The sequence below is a fragment of the Prosthecobacter fluviatilis genome (assembly GCF_042655725.1).
Taxonomy (GTDB): Bacteria; Verrucomicrobiota; Verrucomicrobiia; order Verrucomicrobiales; family Verrucomicrobiaceae; genus Prosthecobacter; species Prosthecobacter fluviatilis.
The window spans coordinates 463,428-480,208 of record NZ_JBHSMQ010000004.1 but is presented as its reverse complement, the minus strand read 5'-3'; the positions used below and the strand labels follow the sequence as shown (position 1 = coordinate 480,208).

Genomic DNA, 16,781 nt, shown 5'->3' with positions numbered 1-16,781 from the left:
TTGTAAATGTTGTCTGAAATGACGAACAGTTGGCAGGGCTTGATAGTTCGACCTTCGGCGTTTCGCGCCCTTGCACTCCCCCCGGCACTGTCTATCCTCGCGCCCCTGTTTCTTTCCCCCTCTTTGAGCCGTGGCCAAAAAGTCCTCCAAAAAATCCGCTGACGACGCCTATTCCCCCATCCTGCCCTCCGCCGCCCCGGTGGAGCACAAGCCGGTGGACACGCTCTATGGCGACTGGTTTCTCGATTACGCCAGCTACGTGATCCTCGAGCGCGCCGTGCCGCACATCAATGATGGCCTCAAGCCCGTGCAGCGCCGCATCCTCCACAGCCTGGACGAGCTGGAAGACGGCCGCTACAACAAGGTGGCCAACGTGGTCGGCAACACCATGAAGTACCACCCGCACGGCGATGCCTCCATCGGCGATGCCATGGTGCAGATCGGCCAGAAGGACCTCCTGATTGATACGCAGGGGAACTGGGGCAACACCCTCACCGGAGACAACGCCGCTGCTCCGCGATACATCGAAGCGCGCCTGTCCAAGTTTGCGCTGGACGTCGTTTACAGCCCCAAAGTCACCGAGTGGGTGGCCTCCTACGACGGCCGCAACAAGGAGCCCGTGACCCTGCCGGTGAAGTTCCCGCTGCTGCTCGCGCAGGGCGTGGAAGGCATCGCCGTGGGTCTTTCCTGCCGCATCCTGCCGCACAACTTCATTGAGCTGTGCGATGCCAGCATCGCCGCACTGCGTGGCGAAGAGGTGGACCTGAAGCCCGACTTTGCCACAGGCGGCATCATGGACGCCAGCGACTACAACGGCGGCCTGCGCGGCGGCCGCATCCGCGTGCGCGCCAAGATCGAGGAAGGCCCCAAGAAGAACACGCTGGTGATCACCGAGATCCCCTACGGCACCACCACCGGCGGCGTGATGGACAGCATCGTGGCCGCAAACGACAAGGGCAAGATCAAGATCGCCCGCGTGGACGACAACACCGCCGAGAAGGTGGAGATCGTGGTGCACCTGCCCGCCGGCACCGACCCGGACCAGACCATGCAGGCGCTCTATGCCTTCACCGACTGCGAGGTGTCCATCGCCCCCAACGCCGTCGTCATTCAGGACGACAAGCCCCGCTTCATCAACGTCAACGAGCTGCTCAAGGCCAGCGCGGAAAACACCAAGAAGATCCTCGGCCAGGAGCTGGAGATCCTGCTGGGAGAGCTCAATGAGAAGTGGCACTTCAGCTCGCTGGAAAAGATCTTCATCGAAAACCGCATCTACCGCCGCATCGAAGAAGCCGAAACTTGGGAGGCCGTGATGAAGGCCATCTGGAAGGGCCTGGAGCCCCACCTGAGCGTGCTCAAACGCCCGGTCACCGACGACGACGTGGCGCGCCTGACCGAGATCAAGATCAAGCGCATCTCCAAATTCAACAGCTTCGAGGCCGACGAGCACATCCGCGAGCTGGAGGAGGAGATCGAGCAGGCGGAAAAATTCCTCAAAGGCCTGACCAAGTACACCATCCGCCACTTTGAAGAGCTCAAGAAGACCTACGGCGCAGGCCGCGAGCGCAAGACGGTGATCAGCAGCTTTGACCGCGTGGCCGCCGCCGAGGTCATCATCCAGGGGGAGACGCTCTACCTCAATGCCAAGGACGGCTTTGCCGGCACCAGCCTCAAGCGCGAAGGCGAGCCCATCTGCAAGTGCTCGCCGCTCGACGACGTGATCTTCTTCACCAAGGAAGGCACCATGAGCGTGACGAAGGCCGCGCCGAAGTTCTTTGTGGGCAAGAACCCGCATTATGTGAACCTCCTCAAAAAGGACGACACAGCGGTTTACACCCTCATCTACCGCGACGGCCGCCAGGGCTGCCTCATGGCCAAGCGCTTCCGCATCGGCGGCTTCACCCGCGACAAGGAATACGTGCTCACCAAAGGCACCCCAGGAACCAGCGTGCTCTACTTCATGCGCCACGAGACCGAGGAGGAATCCAACGCGCAGACCGTGGTCGTGCACCTCAAGCCCGCCCTCTACCTGCGCAATCTCTCCATCAAATTCCCCTTCAACTCCATCGCCGTCAAAGGCCGCGAGTCCCAGGGGAACATCATCACGAAGCACGCCGTGGATCGCGTGGTGCGTGAGCCGAAGAGCGGGGAGAGTGCCGAGAGCGCGTAGAATCCCACCCACAACCCGCACGCCTGCATTCTTCCTGGCATGAAGCAGATCCACGCCCCTGTACACCTCCTCCTGTGGCTGCTGGTTCTGGCCTTCGGCGCAAGCACGACCTTGGCGGCAGACACCAGTCAGGCAGCCTATGACGAGGCGAAGGCGTTGCGTAACGCCGGTCGGCTCGATGAAGCAGAGCGCGCCGCCAGGGAGCTCACCCAGGCGCGCGGCACCGCCTTTGGCGGCGCAGATAAAAGAACCATCGAGGCATGGCAGCTCCTTGTGACCGTTTACGCCAGACAGGGCCGAAGGGAAGACTACGAGGCCCAGCTCCGCGCCCTCGTGCCAGCCATCACGAAGGCCTATGGCCCAACACACCGGGAGACCCTGACCTACCAGACCCATCTCATGGCGGCCATTCTCCTGCAGGGCCAGACCGCCGAAGCCTGCGAAATGAGCCGCAGCCTCATTCCCATCCTGACGCGCGAACTCGGCCCGGAAGACAAGACCACCCTTGTGGCGCGCAAAAACTACGCAGCCAGCCTGTGGCTGCTCAATCAGGTGGAGGAGTCCGAAACCCAGCACCGTCAGATCATCCCCCTCCTGACACGAATCTGTGGTGCAGAAGATCGCGAAACGCTCATGTGCCAGGGCTGCTTCGGCACCACCTTGCTCAAACTCGGCAAACATGCCGAGGCCGAAAAAGTCTTCCGCAGCATCCTCCCAATCAACGTCCGCGTCTTCGGCAGCACCCACCAGGAATCCGTGAAGGCACGCTGCCACCTCGCAGGCGCCCTCCTCGAACAGAAGAAATGGGAGGAAAGCGAGGCGCTCTACCGCGAGGCGCTGCCGCTGTGCGATCTCACCTACGGCCCCGAGGGCGAGACGACTCTGCGCACCCAGGCCTGCTACATTCAGGTGCTGATCGCCCTCAACAGAAACAAAGAGGCCAAAGAGTACTGCCTCCGTTTGCTTCCCGTCGCCACCCGCGTGCTCGGCCCTGACGACAATTCGACGCAGCACACACGCGCAGCGTTAGACCGGCTCAAGTGAGAGTACTCGTGAGCTTGAGCTCACTCCGGAAAAGCTCTGCGGTCTCACAGCACAACTCGGCCTGTCGAGCCGCGATCAGATCGAAGGCGGCGTTTGGGATCACGTGGCTAGAAACAGAAGAGCGGGGAGAGCGTCGAGTGAAGTGAAGCACTCGCAGCAGCCTATTTGGAGTGCGGTCGCGGAGTGAGGCACGAACGCAGCTACCGCTTTCGCCGGGGCCGGTGGCCCACGCATATCTGAGACCATCCGGAAGCGGGAGCCTACTGGCACGCGCAGGCAGGGTGTGCTTTCGAGTGCCACGAGACGCTCGAAAGCGGCAGCTCCACTCGTCCCTCGTTGCGCAGCCGCACTCCAAAAACGCCGGGCCTGGCTACGCAGGATGGGGACTGCTCCAGCCTGCAGCGGCCTGAGAAACTTCACCCATTTCGCCATTTTCTCAGGGGGGATGCACGCGGGCAAATGCCCCTCCCGGCAAGCCGGAGGCTTGTGGCACATCCGGTGTCACCACCGGGTAGACTTCAACAAATTCAACAATTTCAACGGGGGGAGGTGTCCACACGACCTCCGGCTCCGGGTAGACTTCAACAAATTCAACAATTTCAACGGGGGGGTGTGTCCACACGACCTCCGGCACCGGGTAGACTTCAACAAATTCAACAATTTCAACGGGGGGGTGTGTCCACACGACCTCCGGCTCCGGGTAGACTTCAACAAATTCAACGATTTCAACGGGGGGAGGTGTGTCTGCGGCCACGTCCCAAGAGCAGACTTCAACGATTTCAACCATTTCAACGGGGGGAGGTGTGAGTGGGCGGGCCTTCCAAGGCGGCGGTCAATTCAACGCCCGGGGATTCGCGCAGCCAGCGCCGTGCAGCGCAGGTTCGACATGACGTCATTTCCAAGATTGCCACCAGGGACGTTTGGGTGATTTGTCTTTGGAGACGTTTGCCACATCGCCTGCCTTCAATGCGACGTAGCGCCTGTCGATCACCTGCTTGAGGCGTCCGTAGGCCTCGTCGTGCCACTTGGATTTGTCGCGGGCCTTGGCTGGTTCATTTCAGGATAAGCGCAGCGTAGAAATGCCTGACATGAATGGCACTCACTTAAGGGGCAGGTCTCGTGGGTTTTATGGGGCCCATCGAGCCGATGGAATCAGGGCTGGGAGCTCCGACATTTTTGTCGGCACCGGCGCAGCCCCCGCCTGAAGCACGGGCTGCTCATCCCTTTCTGGGTGGAGCGAAGCATCAGGGACGTTCGCCCAGAGGCCGACAGAATGTCGGCGCTCCCAGGGAGACGGCAGCGGCGTCCCGTTTTACCGGCTTCCCCAGTCCATGATCGTGGCTCATAACTGAGTGCCATACATGCCTGACATGGCTGCACCATGCGCACACGCACACAGTCAGGCCTTGATATGCGACAAGGAAGAAAGGTCTGGCAAATGAAAGGAGGGTTTTTACTTGTTGGACGGCAGCGTGATGAGTCCCGCACAATAATGCCATCCATTGCACTCATGTTCAGTCACTTCATACCATAGAGTGACATGCTGCCTGCTTCCAAAGGTCATGGAGACGCTTACCGTGCGGCCATGCAGCGCCCCTTGCTCCGACCTCTGGACGGCGCACCTTTTTCATCGCCTGCGGTGAGACAGACCCGCAATCACGGACCCGCAGCAGCGGTTTCCCACCGGAGGCGCCGCGCTGGGAAGCTTGGTGCACGTGCCTAGATTCCTTCCTCCAGGCGCTTTCTGTCACTCCATCCACTCGCCCCTTTCCTGATTCTTCCGGCTTGTCGGGATGGGAAGCCGTGCGCCCCCGGAGAAATTGGCGAAGTTTCTCCGGGTAGGGTGCCGCATACACCTTCCCCCGTTGAAAATGTTGAAATCGTTGAAGTCTGCCCCTGGTGGACACAGGGAGTTACACCTCCCCCCGTTGAAATTGTTGAATTTGTTGAAGTCTGGCCCCGGTGGACACAGGGAGTAACACCTCCCCCCGTTGAAAATGTTGAATTTGTTGAAGTCTGGCCCCGGTGGACACAGGGAGTAACACCTCCCCCGTTGAAAATGTTGAATTTGTTGAAGTCTGGCCCTGGTGGACACAGGGAGTAATACCTCCCCCCGTTGAAATCGTTGAATTTGTTGAAGTCTGGCCCTGGTGGACACAGGGAGTAATACCACGATGCGATGAAAACGGGTCTGAAGGTGGAGGCACGATCCGACGGAGGGGGATCATCTTGATCCCCCCACCTGCAGCGTGTTCGTGGATCTGCGACGGCGCAGGGGGGATGCGTGAGCGTGTGGGATCGGGACGATCCCACTCCTCCGGAGCGCTGGCTGGCCGCATGGAATGCTGGCTTTCACCCATGAGACCCGTTTTCAGCTGTGCGTGGTATTACACCTCCCCCCGTTGAAATGGTTGAAATCGTTGAAGTCTGCACCGGTGGCGAGGCCGGAGGTCGTGCAAGTTTCCGGCTTGCAGGGAGGGTCGGCCTCAGTGCATCCCCCCCCCGCTGAATTTGCGGAAGTTTCTCCGCTGGCGGCTCGGGCAGCAGCGCAGGGTCAGGCGGCTGCGCGCTGGTAAAACTGGAAGCACACGCCGGACGGGGCGATCATGTGAAACTCGCGCCTGCCCCAGGGCTTCATTTCAAGCGGGCCGACCCGGGCGGGGATCTCCCGATACTCCTCGTAGAGGGCATCCAGGTCGGAGACGCCGATGCTGAAGCTGGCGTTGTCCGCCCAGTTCTGGTTGTCGTTTTCCACGAGGTTGAGGGAAACGCCATCGCGCTCGATGCCCGCCATGCCATCGCCCTGCCAGAGAATGGCGAAACCCATGTGGTCCGCGTAGAAGCTCAGCGCCTCCGCCAGGCTGCCGATAGTGGGGATCATGGGAGTGATGGAGTGGAAGGCAGGTTTCATAAAACTTGGCTTCCATGATACCACCTGAAGATCATCCTGTGAATCCTGTCCAGAGCGGCAGCCTTAGGCCACCGCGTCCCCATTTAGACAGGATTCACAAGATTAACAGGATGGGACAGGATTTAGCATCCATGCACATTGAAAAGATCATCGTCCGAAGAAGACATGAACAAGGGGATGGAGTCGATGACCATCCCCGTCTCTGCAGCGATGAAGTTCATCCTCTCTCCTTGCCTTTCCAGCCTCACCGGTGCTTCAGGATCAAGAGCACTCAATCCTGCCACGAGTTGACGTACGTGAGGGATGATATCCGGCGGTGGATTGATCACCCCACGTTCGGCCATGCTCAGCCGCAGCTGCCAGATCTTCAGTAAACGCTGGGCCGGAAGATCATCCATGCAGTGCGGCTGTTTAATTTGAGCCAAATCAACCAGGAAGCCTACAGAATCACGCCCGGCTCATACTTCGCGGCCTGCGGGTACTCTTTCTTGATGGCGTCCACGTGTTCGCAGAAGGCGTCCACCTGCTGGGGGGCGTCTCCGGCGTTGGCTTTGCCGGCATCCACGAGGCGCTGCATGTCTTCGGCGGTGAGGGTGAGGCGCACGTCTTCCACGAGGCGGGCGAGGAGGTCGTTCTCGCGCACTTTGCCGGTGCGCAGGTCCTTGGCCACCTGCACGGCGTGCTCTTTGATCACTTCGTGGGCGGTCTCGCGTCCGGCCCCGGCTTTGACGGCTTCCATCATCACGGTGGTGGTCAGGAGGAAAGGCAGGTAGCGCATGAGCTCCTGCTCCACCACGGCTTCGAAGACTTCCATCTGGTTGAGCACCGTGAGCAGCGTTTCCAGCAGGCCGTCCATGGCGAGGAAGGCGTCCGGCAGCATGACGCGGCGGACGACGGAGCAGGAGACGTCCCCTTCATTCCACTGATCCCCCGCCAGACCGGAGGCCATGGTGAGGTAGCCTTTGAGGATGACGTGCAGGCCGTTGATGCGCTCGCAGGAGCGGCTGTTCATCTTGTGCGGCATGGCGGAGGAGCCCACCTGCCCTTTGGCGAAGCCTTCGCTGGCGAGCTCCTGCCCGGCCATGAGGCGCAGCGTGCGCGCAAAGCTGGACGGGCCGCTGGCGAGCTGGCAGAGCGAGGCGATGACCTGCATGTCCAGGCTGCGCGGATACACCTGACCCACGGCATTGAAGGCCGCCGGCATGCCCAGGTGCTTCAAGATGCTGCCCTCCAGCTCCGCCGCTTTTTTAGCGTCTCCATTAAAGAGAGTGATCTGGTCCAGCCGGGTGCCCACGGCACCCTTCAGCCCGCGCGCCGGGTAGCTGGCAATGAGATGCTGCAGATCTCCGAAAGCCACGAGCAGTTCCTCGCCAAACATGGCGATGCGCTTGCCCAGGGTGGTCACCTGCGCGGCCACGTTGTGCGTGCGGGCGGTCAGGGGGATGTCGCGCGTCTCCTTGGCACGGCGTGCCAGGCCCGCGAGAGCCGCCACGCATTTAGACCGGATCTCAAGAAGCGAGCGGAAGACCTGAAGCTGCTCCACGTTCTCAGTCAGGTCGCGGCTGGTCATGCCTTTATGAAGGTGCTCGTGGCCCGCGAGATCGCAGAACTCCTCGATGCGTGCCTTCACGTCATGCCGCGTCACGCGCTCGCGCTCCATGATGGAGGCCACGTTCACCTGATCCTTCACCTTCTCATAGGCTTCGATCACGCCGTCCGGCACGGGAATGCCAAGATCGCGCTGACCTTTCAAAACTGCGATCCAGTAATCGCGCTCCAGTCTCACTTTTCCTTCAGGCGACCAAAGGGCGCGCATGGAGGCTGTGGCGTAACGTTCGGCAAGGACATTGGGGATGGAATCAGACATGGGAGGGTTCATCTAGGCCATGCGCGGCGACTTGGCAAATCGGTGTTCACCCTCACCCGGCCTCAGTAGTACCATGAAACTTCTCAATTACGGGAAACGTAATTCTCGGTAATCCGAACAACCATCGTATTTGCCATGACGGAAAAAATCAAATCCATGGACTGATTCTATTGTACACGCCTGATGCTCTCCATTCTGGATTAATATCAATTGTATGAAATTCTTCAGGATTTCCAAAGTTTTTTAATTGCCATACACTTTTGGTTTGCAATTGTGGCAATAATTCGCAAATCTACCAATTATCTCGAACCACACATTTAGCCAAACGCCGATTACACCCCTGTAATGACAGAAATTATCGCTTAATGTTGTTAATAACTGGACAGCGCTTCTCAATTTCGATTTACAGGCAACCACAGGCAACCAGACACACTCCCAAAATTTATGGCCGATCTAACTACACCTGAACTCATGACAGTGAAAGAGACGGCGGAATACCTCCGCATCCCTCTTCCCACCGTCTATTATCTCGTCCAGCGCGGCCAGCTCCCCGCAGTGCAGATCGGTGGCCGCTGGCGCATCAAGCGCAGCCTGCTCGACCGCGATGTGCTGCGCAAGGAAGACGAAGCAGGCCAGCCCACCGTCATGGTGGTGGACGATGACCCCGCCCTGCAGGCGCTCTTCAAGCAGTTCCTCAAGAAGGCCGGTTTCGGGCGCCTCGTCGTCGGCACCGGTGCGGAAGCCATCACCATGGCCAAGAAGCAGAAGTTTGACTTCGTCTTCCTGGACCTGAAGCTCCCAGACGTGCCCGGAGACGAAGTTTATTCCCAGCTCAAGGCGCTCTACCCGGACCTGCCCATCGTGGTCATCACCGGCTACCCTGACAGCGAAATCCTCAGCCGCATCCTGGGCCACGGCCCGGTGACGGTGATCAAGAAGCCGATCGAGTACGACCAGCTCAATCTCGCGGTGAAGCAGCTCGGACACAAAGGTGCCGAAGCCCTCGCCTGATTTCAGCCTCCAGTCACTCTCCCGAGACTCCAAAGCCCTGCCAGCAACTCTGGCGGGGCTTTTCTTGTTTGGCGTGATGGAAGCGCCAAGTAGTGCGGGCAATCCTGCCCGCAAACAGCGCCCTCACTACGGGCAGGATTGCCCGTGCTACTGCAGACTGCCAAAGCCCCGCCAGCAACTCTGGCGGGGCTTTTTTACGTTCAATCAAGATGCCACCATGCCAGCCTCTGCGGGCAGGGCGGGACGAAGTGGCTGTGAGTCAAACCTGATAGAGAAGCATTCTCTCAAAGAAAAAGCTCTGGCTACCAAAGACCGAAGCCTTCCCGGAGAGCACGCCGAGGGGTGTCTCCAGCCCTATGCAACGGGCGCACAGTCTGAATGTAGTACACGTCAGCCCCCTTGGAAGCATGCAGGGTGCAAAAGATGTTTCCCTTCAAGATTGCCAAGCCGTCCACTTCGATTCCTTTGATCTCATCACTGGGATGGAACTCCACTGTGCCCTCAGGGCCGGTACGTGAAAAACTCGATGCTGAAGTGTCTGTGATCTCCACCTCGGCGGCAAAGACAGGCTGGCCATGTGGGTCGCACACATGCACGGTGATGGTGCCCGGACGACCATTGGGCAGATGAAACTGGGGCATGAACGGTCCCCACCATGGCCGTGCCTGCCTGAGACCCTGCACCCAGCAGGCCAGGCCGATGCCCCAGAAGCATGGAGAAGCCGAAGAGGTGCGAACGTTTTAGCAAGACGCGGAGCTTCATGGTTCAAATGACACGTTCTCGAGTTGCGAAGCGCCTGGCCGTAGGTTGGGTGTGTTTGGCGCCGAGAGCAATCCTTGCCTGCGACGCATCCTTCGCCAAACCGCCCGACTGCGAGGACGCTCGTACGCCGCAGTGTTTGCAGCACGCTGATGGACGGGCGGGCTGTCGCCACACCCATCCTACGACCGGCGATCCTGCACGCTCATGCTGAACGGCTAGGTTTGTTTGACGCCCCCGCCCCACCCAACCGGAGGAAGAGGAGGATCTCCGCCTCACACCGCTGCCGCCGAGAAAAACACCTTCTCCGCCGTGCCGCGCAGCATCCAGGCCTTGTCCTGCTCCGTGAGGAAATCGAGGCGGTCCCGGATGATGGCGATGGCGTTGCGGTAGTTGTGCCCGTGCTCCACCTGGAAGGGGCAGTCGCTGGCCCACATCACGCGCTGGGGGCCGAAGGCATCGCGCACCTGCCGCACCAGCGGGCCCATGTCGGTGTAGGGTGCCTTCTTGGCACCCAGGGCGTAAAAGGCGGAGGCCTTCACGTGCGTTTTGGCATGGCGTGCCAGACGCAGCAGGTTCTTCACCTCCTCCGGCTTGGCAGGGCTGGCCATGCCAAGGCGGGCAAAGTGGTCCACCACCACGCCGGTGTCCGGGTACCATTCGCACATTTTGTCGAGCAGCGGCAGCGTGTCGGGGTTGATCAGCGGGCAGACGTTCACCTTCAGCTCCGCCGCCGTCTTCCACAGGGTGGCCATGCCCGGAGAGCCAAGCCAGGCCGAGAGGTTTTTCACCTTGCCGGGGTAGATGCGGAAGCCGCGCACCCCCTGCTTCACCAGGCCGCGCATGGTCTCCGCCACGCCTTCGGCGGTCTCATCCACGATCGCCACGCCGCTGAAGACCCCGGGATGCGCGCGCATCATGTCCAGCATGTAGCTGTTGTCCGTCTGGTAGTAGCTCATCTGGATGAGCACGATGCGCCTCACCCCCTCCGGCCTGCAGTGGGCAAAGAGCTGCTCCGGCGTGAAGCTGGGCGGCTGCATGTCGCTCACGGCAAACCCACGGGCCAGCGGGTACTTCTGCACGTCGGGCGTCCACACATGCACATGCGCGTCGATCCAGTCCCCCCGGCTGTGTCCCGGGAGCAGGCTGCAGCCGGTGAGTGCGGCGGTGGAGGTGGCGAGGAAGGAGCGGCGTGTGGTGTTCATGTTCTCAAATATCGTAGCCAGAGAGCGCACTTTTGCGCAAGCCTTTGCAGCAGGGCACTGACAGCAGAAACGCGACAGCGGCGGAACTGCCCCTCCCCGCCCGGTTGACACCGCATGCCAGCCGCGTTCATCATGCCCTCCCATGTCCCGCCTGCGCCGAATCTGTGTCTACTGTGGCTCCTCTTCTGGAAGCGACCCCGCCCACCGCGCCGCCGCGCATGGCCTGGGCGCATTTCTGGCGCAGCACGGCATCGGCCTCGTCTATGGCGGGGGCAATGTGGGCCTGATGGGGGCGGTGGCCGACGGGGCGCTCTCTCAGCAGGGGGAGGTCATCGGCGTCATCCCTCAGTCCCTCATGGAAAAGGAGCTCGGCCACGGCGGCGTCACCACCCTGCACGTCGTCGGCAGCATGCACGAGCGCAAGCAGCTCATGGTCGATCTCAGCGACGGCTTCATCGCCCTGCCGGGAGGCTTTGGCACGCTGGATGAGCTCTTCGAGACCCTCACCTGGCTGCAGCTCTCCTTTCACGACAAACCCGTGGGCCTGCTGAACGTGGGCGGCTTCTTCGACGGCCTGCTCGACTTCATCTCCCACATGAGCCGCAGCGGCTTCCTCAAGCCCGAGCACGCCGCCTGCGTCCTCGTCGAAAACTCCCCCTCGGCCCTGCTCTCCCGCATGGAGGATTTCCGCCCGCCGGAGCTGGGCAAGTGGATCGAAAAACTGGCCGCCGAAGCGCGCTGACGCCGTGAATAAGCCACAGCGGTGCCCGCCTTCGAGAAAGACCGAATTGTTCGCAGCTTTTGCCTGCGCAGCGGGCACTTCTTGACAGGTTGTTCACAATCCATTGGGAATTCTCATTTCTGGGTTCTTCCGAGCCAGAAGGTAAAAAAACCACCCAAGACTTTATCGTGCCTTGGCTCCAAAACCCTGAACGTGGAACCCTTGTGGATGAATCGTGGAACGAGCACAGGCCCCATGACTCTGAAACACTTTCGACACACTCTAGGCCTGTCTCTTAGCTAGGCAGCAAACTCTAGTAAGCCAGCTTCAAGCCTGTTAAAAATCAAACAAAACATTGATTTTCAGCGACTTAAAAAACCTTAACACGAGAAAGAGCTAAGAGCAACAGCCCCTCAGCAGGACTCTGCCCGGCACTGACGGCGAATGATTCCTGATCCGACAAATCTCTCCCCGCTCATCTTCCACCCTACCCCCACCCCCCCGCCTGCCGAATTATTTTTTTTCAAACATAAATACTTTCATTTTTGACAACGGCACTCACCTCTGCTGGCCCCGGTCCCGCCTTCCCACAATTCGCAGGGAAATTGTTCACACACGGTGTTGAGAATATTTTCCGAGGCCCGCCTCCCTGTGAAATCTTGCCCCCGCAGCCCTCTCTTTTCCGCCTTGTTGCCACGCTGAGTGTCACTAGCCTCCTCACCCGCACCCACCACACCCGTCATGCACGCCTACCAGATCACCGGCACCACCGGCCTCCCCTCCCTGCAGCCAGTCACCCTGCCAGACCCCGCCCCCGGTCCTGGCGAGGTCCTGGTGCGCATCCGCGCCACCTGCCTGAACTACCGCGACTACATGAATGTCATGGGCATCAAAGGCGTGACAGGCCCCATCCCGCGCATCCCCTGCTCAGACGGTGCCGGCGAGGTGGTCGCCGTGGGCGCAGGCGTGACCCAGTTCAGCCCCGGTGACCGCGTCGTCTGCCCCTTCATGCCCAGCTGGCTGGCCGGGGAGTACAGCCAGGCCCATGCCTCCCGGGCGCTTGGCGGCGCGGTGGACGGCCTGCTGCGGGAGCTGGCCGCCATCCCGGCCGAGAGCCTGCTGCGCATCCCAGACTACCTTTCCACCGAAGAGGCGGCCACCCTGCCCTGCGCCGCCGTCACCGCCTGGGACGCCCTGCACTGCCGTGGCGGCTTGAAGGCGGGGGAAACCGTGCTCATCCTCGGCACCGGCGGCGTCTCCATCTTTGCCCTGCAGTTTGCCAGGCTGGCCGGGGCCCGCGTGCTGGCCACCACCAGCAGCGATGACAAAGCCGCTCGCCTCCTCGCCTTGGGAGCCGATGCCGTGCACAACTACAAGACCGATCCCGACTGGGACAAATGGGCGCTGGAGCAGACCGGCGGCCTCGGTGTGGACAAGGTCATCGAGATCGGTGGCGCGGAGACGCTCAACCGCTCCCTCAAGGCCACGCGCTTCGGCGGCCACATCGCCCTCATCGGCGTGCTCACCGGCACCAGCGCCGAGATCCAGACCGTGCAGATCCTGCGCAAAGGCATCCGCCTGGACGGCATCTACGTCGGTTCACGCGAGATGTTTGCCCAAATGCTCGCGGAGATGGAGCGCGTGAAACTGCAGCCGGTGATCGACTCCACCTTTGAGTTCAAAGACGCCCCGGCAGCCTTCCAGCGCCTCGAAAGCGGCAGGCACTTTGGGAAGATTGTGATCCGGGTGTGAGGGTCTTCGTAGGATGGGTGTGGCGACAGCCCGCCCGTCTGTGAGCGTGTGAAGACGCCGCATGACTCGGTGCCGCCAGAGTCGGGCGGTTTGGCGAAGTGGTCACTGGAAGATGCGATGTCACTACACGCCAAACACACCCAACGTACGTCCGGACTCGCGCTCGCGGCGCCTACCGCCACAACACCCCCGAAAACTTCTTCGCCACGGCCTGCCGATGCTTGGGCCATTCACGCGTCTGGAAAGCAGACCAGTCCTTCGTGGTGGCCAAAAAGCAGTTCTCCCTCTCCCCGCCGCTGGCACACGAAGAAAACGCTTATTGTTCTTCGGGGAGAGGGTTGGGGTGAGGGGACGACGGGCACCATCGCCAGCATGGGATGCCCCCTCACCCGTCCTCTCCCCGAAGGACGTTTTAGGCTTTGCCCTATCATCGGCGGGGAGAGGGGACTCGCTGGATGCCCGCGCTATACAACCTGTCTGGAAGGACTCCAAAATACTCGCATCAGCCCACAGCTCCACCTCACCGCCACAACAGCCCCGAAAACTTCTTCGCCACCGCCTGCCGATGCTTCGGCCATTCACGCGTCACAAAAGCAGGCCAGTCTTTCGTGGTGGCCAAAAAGCAGTTCCCCCTCTCCCCGCCGCTGACACACGAAGAAAACGCTTATTGTTCTTCGGGGAGAGGGTTGGGGAGAGGGGACTCGCTGGATGCCCGCGCTATACAACCTGTCTGGAAGGACTCCAAAATACTCGCATCAGCCCACAGCTCCACCTCACCGCCACAACAGCCCCGAAAACTTCTTCGCCACCGCCTGTCGATGCTTGGGCCATTCACGCGTAACAAACGCAGGCCAGTCCTTCGTGGTGGCCAGCTTCTTTCCGTCCGGCGTGCAGAGGATGAGCGTCACCGGCAGCCGCCCCTCGCACAGCGTCGGGTGCTCCGTAAGCGCAAAGCACTCATGCAGCTTCACCTGCACTTCGGGTGACTCATTCGCATAGGAGACCTTCAGGCTTCCACCTGCAGGCCATGAGATGGAAAGCGGCACCAGCTCATCCAACCAGCTCACCTGCCCCTGGGCCAGATGCTGATGGAAGGCGGCCATCAGCGGCGCGGCCTGGGCTTCCTTCACCAAGGAGAGACCTTTGAACGCACGGGCGAGGCAGGCCGTGACGGCCTCCGCATCAAAGCGCGGAAACTCCAGCTCCGGCAAGGTGGCATGCACGAGATCCACCCGTGCGATGAACTGCTTCAGCCGATGATCCATCAGCGGCAGATCAAAGGCTCCCGCACGCTGCGCCTCCGCGAGACAGCGCCCGCTGGCGATGGGATCCAGATCGCGCTGCTGCGCCTTCTGCTCGATCACGAGGTCGCGGTAACGCACCACCTTCATCGCGGCCACACGCTTGTTTTGCGCATCAAACAAATGCTCCACCGTGGTGCTCAGGTGCTGCGGAAACATCTCCGCGATCCACGACGGCTGAACAGCGGTGGCGAGGCTGAGCAGCGTCAACGGATTGGGACCCCGCGAGGGCGCTTCGCGCAGATTCGCAGCCACGAAAAACGCAGCCTCCTGCACCACGCTCTCACGCACGAGCTGGCCTTGGCGCTGCTCGGTGAGATCGCACTCCGGCTTGCCGGGCACGCGGCGTTTGGCCAGTTGATCCACGAATCCGGCCATGAGGCAGCGCAGCAGGGCTTCATCACCTTTGGCCGTGGTTCCGCTGTCGCGCTCATACAGCCGCTGCTGCTGCGCGGCGTGCAGGATCTGCTGGCAGGTCTGCTCCACCTGCCGGGCCACCTGCGCATTGATGCCGTGGCTGCGGCAGCGCTCAAAGCTGAAGCCGTTGTCTTTCGCAAACTCATAGGCCCGCATCAGCGTGATGAAGTCCGAATCTCCACTGTCTTCAAACATCTCTCGCAGGCCCTTCATTTGCGCATCATCGCGGTCCAGCCGCACCAGCAAATCGCGCCCACTGACAAGGGCGGCGCACAGGGCAGCCTCCGGCACACAGCCGCGCTGGCTGGCCTCGATCAGCATGCGTGAATAACGCGGGTGCATCGGCAGGCGCAGCATCTGGCGGCCCACCGGAGTGAGCTCCGCCCTGCCTTCGTGCAGGGCTCCCAGCATGGTCAGCAGTTTCTCAGCGCGCAGCACCGCCTGCGGATCGGGTTTGTCTAGCCAGTCAAAGGTGGCGGCTTCCTGAATGCCTAGCGAGTGCAGCAGCAGCACGACCTCCGCCAGATCGCTGCGTTGAATCTCGGGCGTGTTGCGTTCTTCACGGGTCTGGTGGCCAATCGAGGTCCACAAGCGATGACAAGTCCCGGGTGCCGTACGACCCGCACGCCCCTTGCGCTGATCGGCACTGGCTCGGCTGATCGGCTCCAGCAGCAGCGTGCCGATGCCGCGCTCCGCATCGTAACGAGCCACACGCGCCACGCCGCTGTCCACCACGTGACGGATGCCGTCGATGGTGATGCTCGTCTCCGCCACGTTCGTCGCCACGATGACTTTGCGCAGTGAGTTCGGCGCAAAGGCGCGGTCCTGCTCCTGCGGCTCCAGTTCGCCGTGCAAAGGAATGCAGGCCACACGCTCCTGCGTTCGCAGACCTCTCAAGGCGTCCAGCGTGCCATTGATCTCGCCGCGCCCAGGCATGAAAACGAGAATGTCGCCGGGCTCCCCTTCATACAAGATTCGCTCCACCGCCTCCGCCGCCTGCACCGTGAACGGACGCTGATCAGGCACCGGCAGATAGCCCACCTCCACGGGAAAGCTCTGCCCTTCGGAAACAAGGATCGGGCACTGGTTCAAATACGCCGCCACAGGCTCCGCATCCAGCGTGGCAGACATCACCAGCATCACCAGATCAGGCCGCAGGCTCTGCTGCAAGTCCTTCACCAATGCCAGCGCGACATCGCTGAGCAGATTGCGCTCATGGAATTCATCGAAGACCACCGCGCCGATGTTCGACAGAGCGCGATCATCCTGCAGCCAGCGCAGCAGGATGCCCTCCGTGACAAAGCAGATCCTCGTGCCCACGCTGGTGTGATCATCAAAGCGGATCTGATACCCCACCTCCGCACCCAGCTTCCCGCCGCGCTCAGAGGCCACACGTGCCGCCACGGTGCGTGCGGCCACGCGGCGCGGCTGCAGCACCACGATCATCTTGTCTCCCGCCACGCCCGCATCCAGCAGCATCTGCGGCACCTGCGTCGTCTTGCCGGAGCCCGTCGGCGCCACCAGCACCAGCCGGTTGCCGCCCTGCAGCGTGCGCAGGATGTCGGCGTGAATTTTCCAAATGGGGAGCGCGGTGGGGGCAGGCATGAAGTGGGGCGCCCGCTA

12 protein-coding genes are annotated in these 16,781 nt (G+C 61.4%); 5 read left to right on the top strand and 7 right to left on the bottom strand.

All coding sequences use genetic code 11. The features are described 5' to 3' along the window. Positions 1-199 precede the first annotated feature (199 nt). Together ACFQDI_RS13475 and ACFQDI_RS13470 are read left to right on the top strand one after the other, a co-directional pair. A complete protein-coding gene (locus ACFQDI_RS13475) occupies positions 200-2,170 on the top strand; it encodes a DNA gyrase/topoisomerase IV subunit A (protein WP_377167784.1) in 1,971 nt (656 codons plus the stop codon). Positions 2,171-2,209: 39 nt separating this feature from the next. Beyond that, positions 2,210-3,214, top strand: coding sequence for a tetratricopeptide repeat protein (locus tag ACFQDI_RS13470; RefSeq protein ID WP_377167384.1), 1,005 nt, complete (start codon positions 2,210-2,212; stop codon positions 3,212-3,214). A 436-nt stretch (positions 3,215-3,650) separates the two neighbouring features. Here the strand turns inward: ACFQDI_RS13470 and ACFQDI_RS13465 are convergent, their stop codons facing one another. The 4 genes from ACFQDI_RS13465 to purB all read right to left on the bottom strand — a co-directional run bounded on the left by ACFQDI_RS13465 (position 3,651) and on the right by purB (position 7,992). Continuing rightward, a complete protein-coding gene (locus ACFQDI_RS13465) occupies positions 3,651-4,001 on the bottom strand; it encodes a hypothetical protein (protein WP_377167381.1) in 351 nt (116 codons plus the stop codon). A 1,767-nt stretch (positions 4,002-5,768) separates the two neighbouring features. Further along, entirely contained in the window at positions 5,769-6,095 is a 327-nt protein-coding gene (locus ACFQDI_RS13460) for a VOC family protein (protein WP_377167378.1), read from the bottom strand. Between the two features lie 152 nt (positions 6,096-6,247). Beyond that, complete coding sequence (locus ACFQDI_RS13455; RefSeq protein WP_377167375.1) at positions 6,248-6,523, bottom strand: hypothetical protein; 276 nt, start codon at positions 6,521-6,523, stop codon at positions 6,248-6,250. A gap of 41 nt (positions 6,524-6,564) precedes the next feature. Then, the gene (purB, locus tag ACFQDI_RS13450) at positions 6,565-7,992 is read right to left on the bottom strand and encodes an adenylosuccinate lyase (RefSeq protein ID WP_377167372.1); all 1,428 of its coding nucleotides are present in this window, start codon (positions 7,990-7,992) and stop codon (positions 6,565-6,567) included. Between the two features lie 471 nt (positions 7,993-8,463). On the opposite strand from purB, the gene ACFQDI_RS13445 reads away from it, so the two are divergent. Further along, positions 8,464-9,003: a response regulator gene (locus tag ACFQDI_RS13445; RefSeq protein ID WP_377167369.1), complete on the top strand. Its 540-nt coding sequence runs from the start codon at positions 8,464-8,466 to the stop codon at positions 9,001-9,003. Positions 9,004-9,305: 302 nt separating this feature from the next. On the opposite strand, the gene ACFQDI_RS13440 is transcribed toward ACFQDI_RS13445, so the two are convergent. Together ACFQDI_RS13440 and ACFQDI_RS13435 are read right to left on the bottom strand one after the other, a co-directional pair. Next, on the bottom strand, positions 9,306-9,644 hold the full coding sequence (locus ACFQDI_RS13440; RefSeq protein WP_377167366.1) for a hypothetical protein: 339 nt from the start codon (positions 9,642-9,644) through the stop codon (positions 9,306-9,308). Positions 9,645-10,037: 393 nt separating this feature from the next. Next, on the bottom strand, positions 10,038-10,967 hold the full coding sequence (locus ACFQDI_RS13435; RefSeq protein WP_377167363.1) for an amidohydrolase family protein: 930 nt from the start codon (positions 10,965-10,967) through the stop codon (positions 10,038-10,040). 142 nt (positions 10,968-11,109) lie between these two features. Here ACFQDI_RS13435 and ACFQDI_RS13430 point away from each other — a divergent pair, with 142 nt between their 5' ends. Next, complete coding sequence (locus ACFQDI_RS13430) at positions 11,110-11,709, top strand: LOG family protein (RefSeq protein ID WP_377167360.1); 600 nt, start codon at positions 11,110-11,112, stop codon at positions 11,707-11,709. Positions 11,710-12,429: 720 nt separating this feature from the next. Further along, complete coding sequence (locus tag ACFQDI_RS13425) at positions 12,430-13,440, top strand: zinc-dependent alcohol dehydrogenase family protein (RefSeq protein ID WP_377167357.1); 1,011 nt, start codon at positions 12,430-12,432, stop codon at positions 13,438-13,440. A gap of 773 nt (positions 13,441-14,213) precedes the next feature. Here the strand turns inward: ACFQDI_RS13425 and hrpB are convergent. Then, entirely contained in the window at positions 14,214-16,763 is a 2,550-nt protein-coding gene (gene hrpB / locus ACFQDI_RS13420) for an ATP-dependent helicase HrpB (RefSeq protein ID WP_377167354.1), read from the bottom strand. Positions 16,764-16,781: the final 18 nt, after the last annotated feature.

Bases quoted from the DNA above. Each gene is read 5' to 3' on its own strand.
- ACFQDI_RS13470 (WP_377167384.1), top strand. From the start codon at position 2,210: ATGAAGCAGATCCACGCCCCTGTACACCTCCTCCTGTGGCTGCTGGTT.
- ACFQDI_RS13465 (WP_377167381.1), bottom strand. From the start codon at position 4,001: ATGGTTGAAATCGTTGAAGTCTGCTCTTGGGACGTGGCCGCAGACACA.
- ACFQDI_RS13460 (WP_377167378.1), bottom strand. From the start codon at position 6,095: ATGATCCCCACTATCGGCAGCCTGGCGGAGGCGCTGAGCTTCTACGCG.
- ACFQDI_RS13455 (WP_377167375.1), bottom strand. From the start codon at position 6,523: ATGGATGATCTTCCGGCCCAGCGTTTACTGAAGATCTGGCAGCTGCGG.
- purB (WP_377167372.1), bottom strand. From the start codon at position 7,992: ATGTCTGATTCCATCCCCAATGTCCTTGCCGAACGTTACGCCACAGCC.
- ACFQDI_RS13445 (WP_377167369.1), top strand. From the start codon at position 8,464: ATGACAGTGAAAGAGACGGCGGAATACCTCCGCATCCCTCTTCCCACC.
- ACFQDI_RS13440 (WP_377167366.1), bottom strand. From the start codon at position 9,644: ATGCCCCAGTTTCATCTGCCCAATGGTCGTCCGGGCACCATCACCGTG.
- ACFQDI_RS13435 (WP_377167363.1), bottom strand. From the start codon at position 10,967: ATGAACACCACACGCCGCTCCTTCCTCGCCACCTCCACCGCCGCACTC.
- ACFQDI_RS13430 (WP_377167360.1), top strand. From the start codon at position 11,110: ATGTCCCGCCTGCGCCGAATCTGTGTCTACTGTGGCTCCTCTTCTGGA.
- ACFQDI_RS13425 (WP_377167357.1), top strand. From the start codon at position 12,430: ATGCACGCCTACCAGATCACCGGCACCACCGGCCTCCCCTCCCTGCAG.
- hrpB (WP_377167354.1), bottom strand. From the start codon at position 16,763: ATGCCTGCCCCCACCGCGCTCCCCATTTGGAAAATTCACGCCGACATC.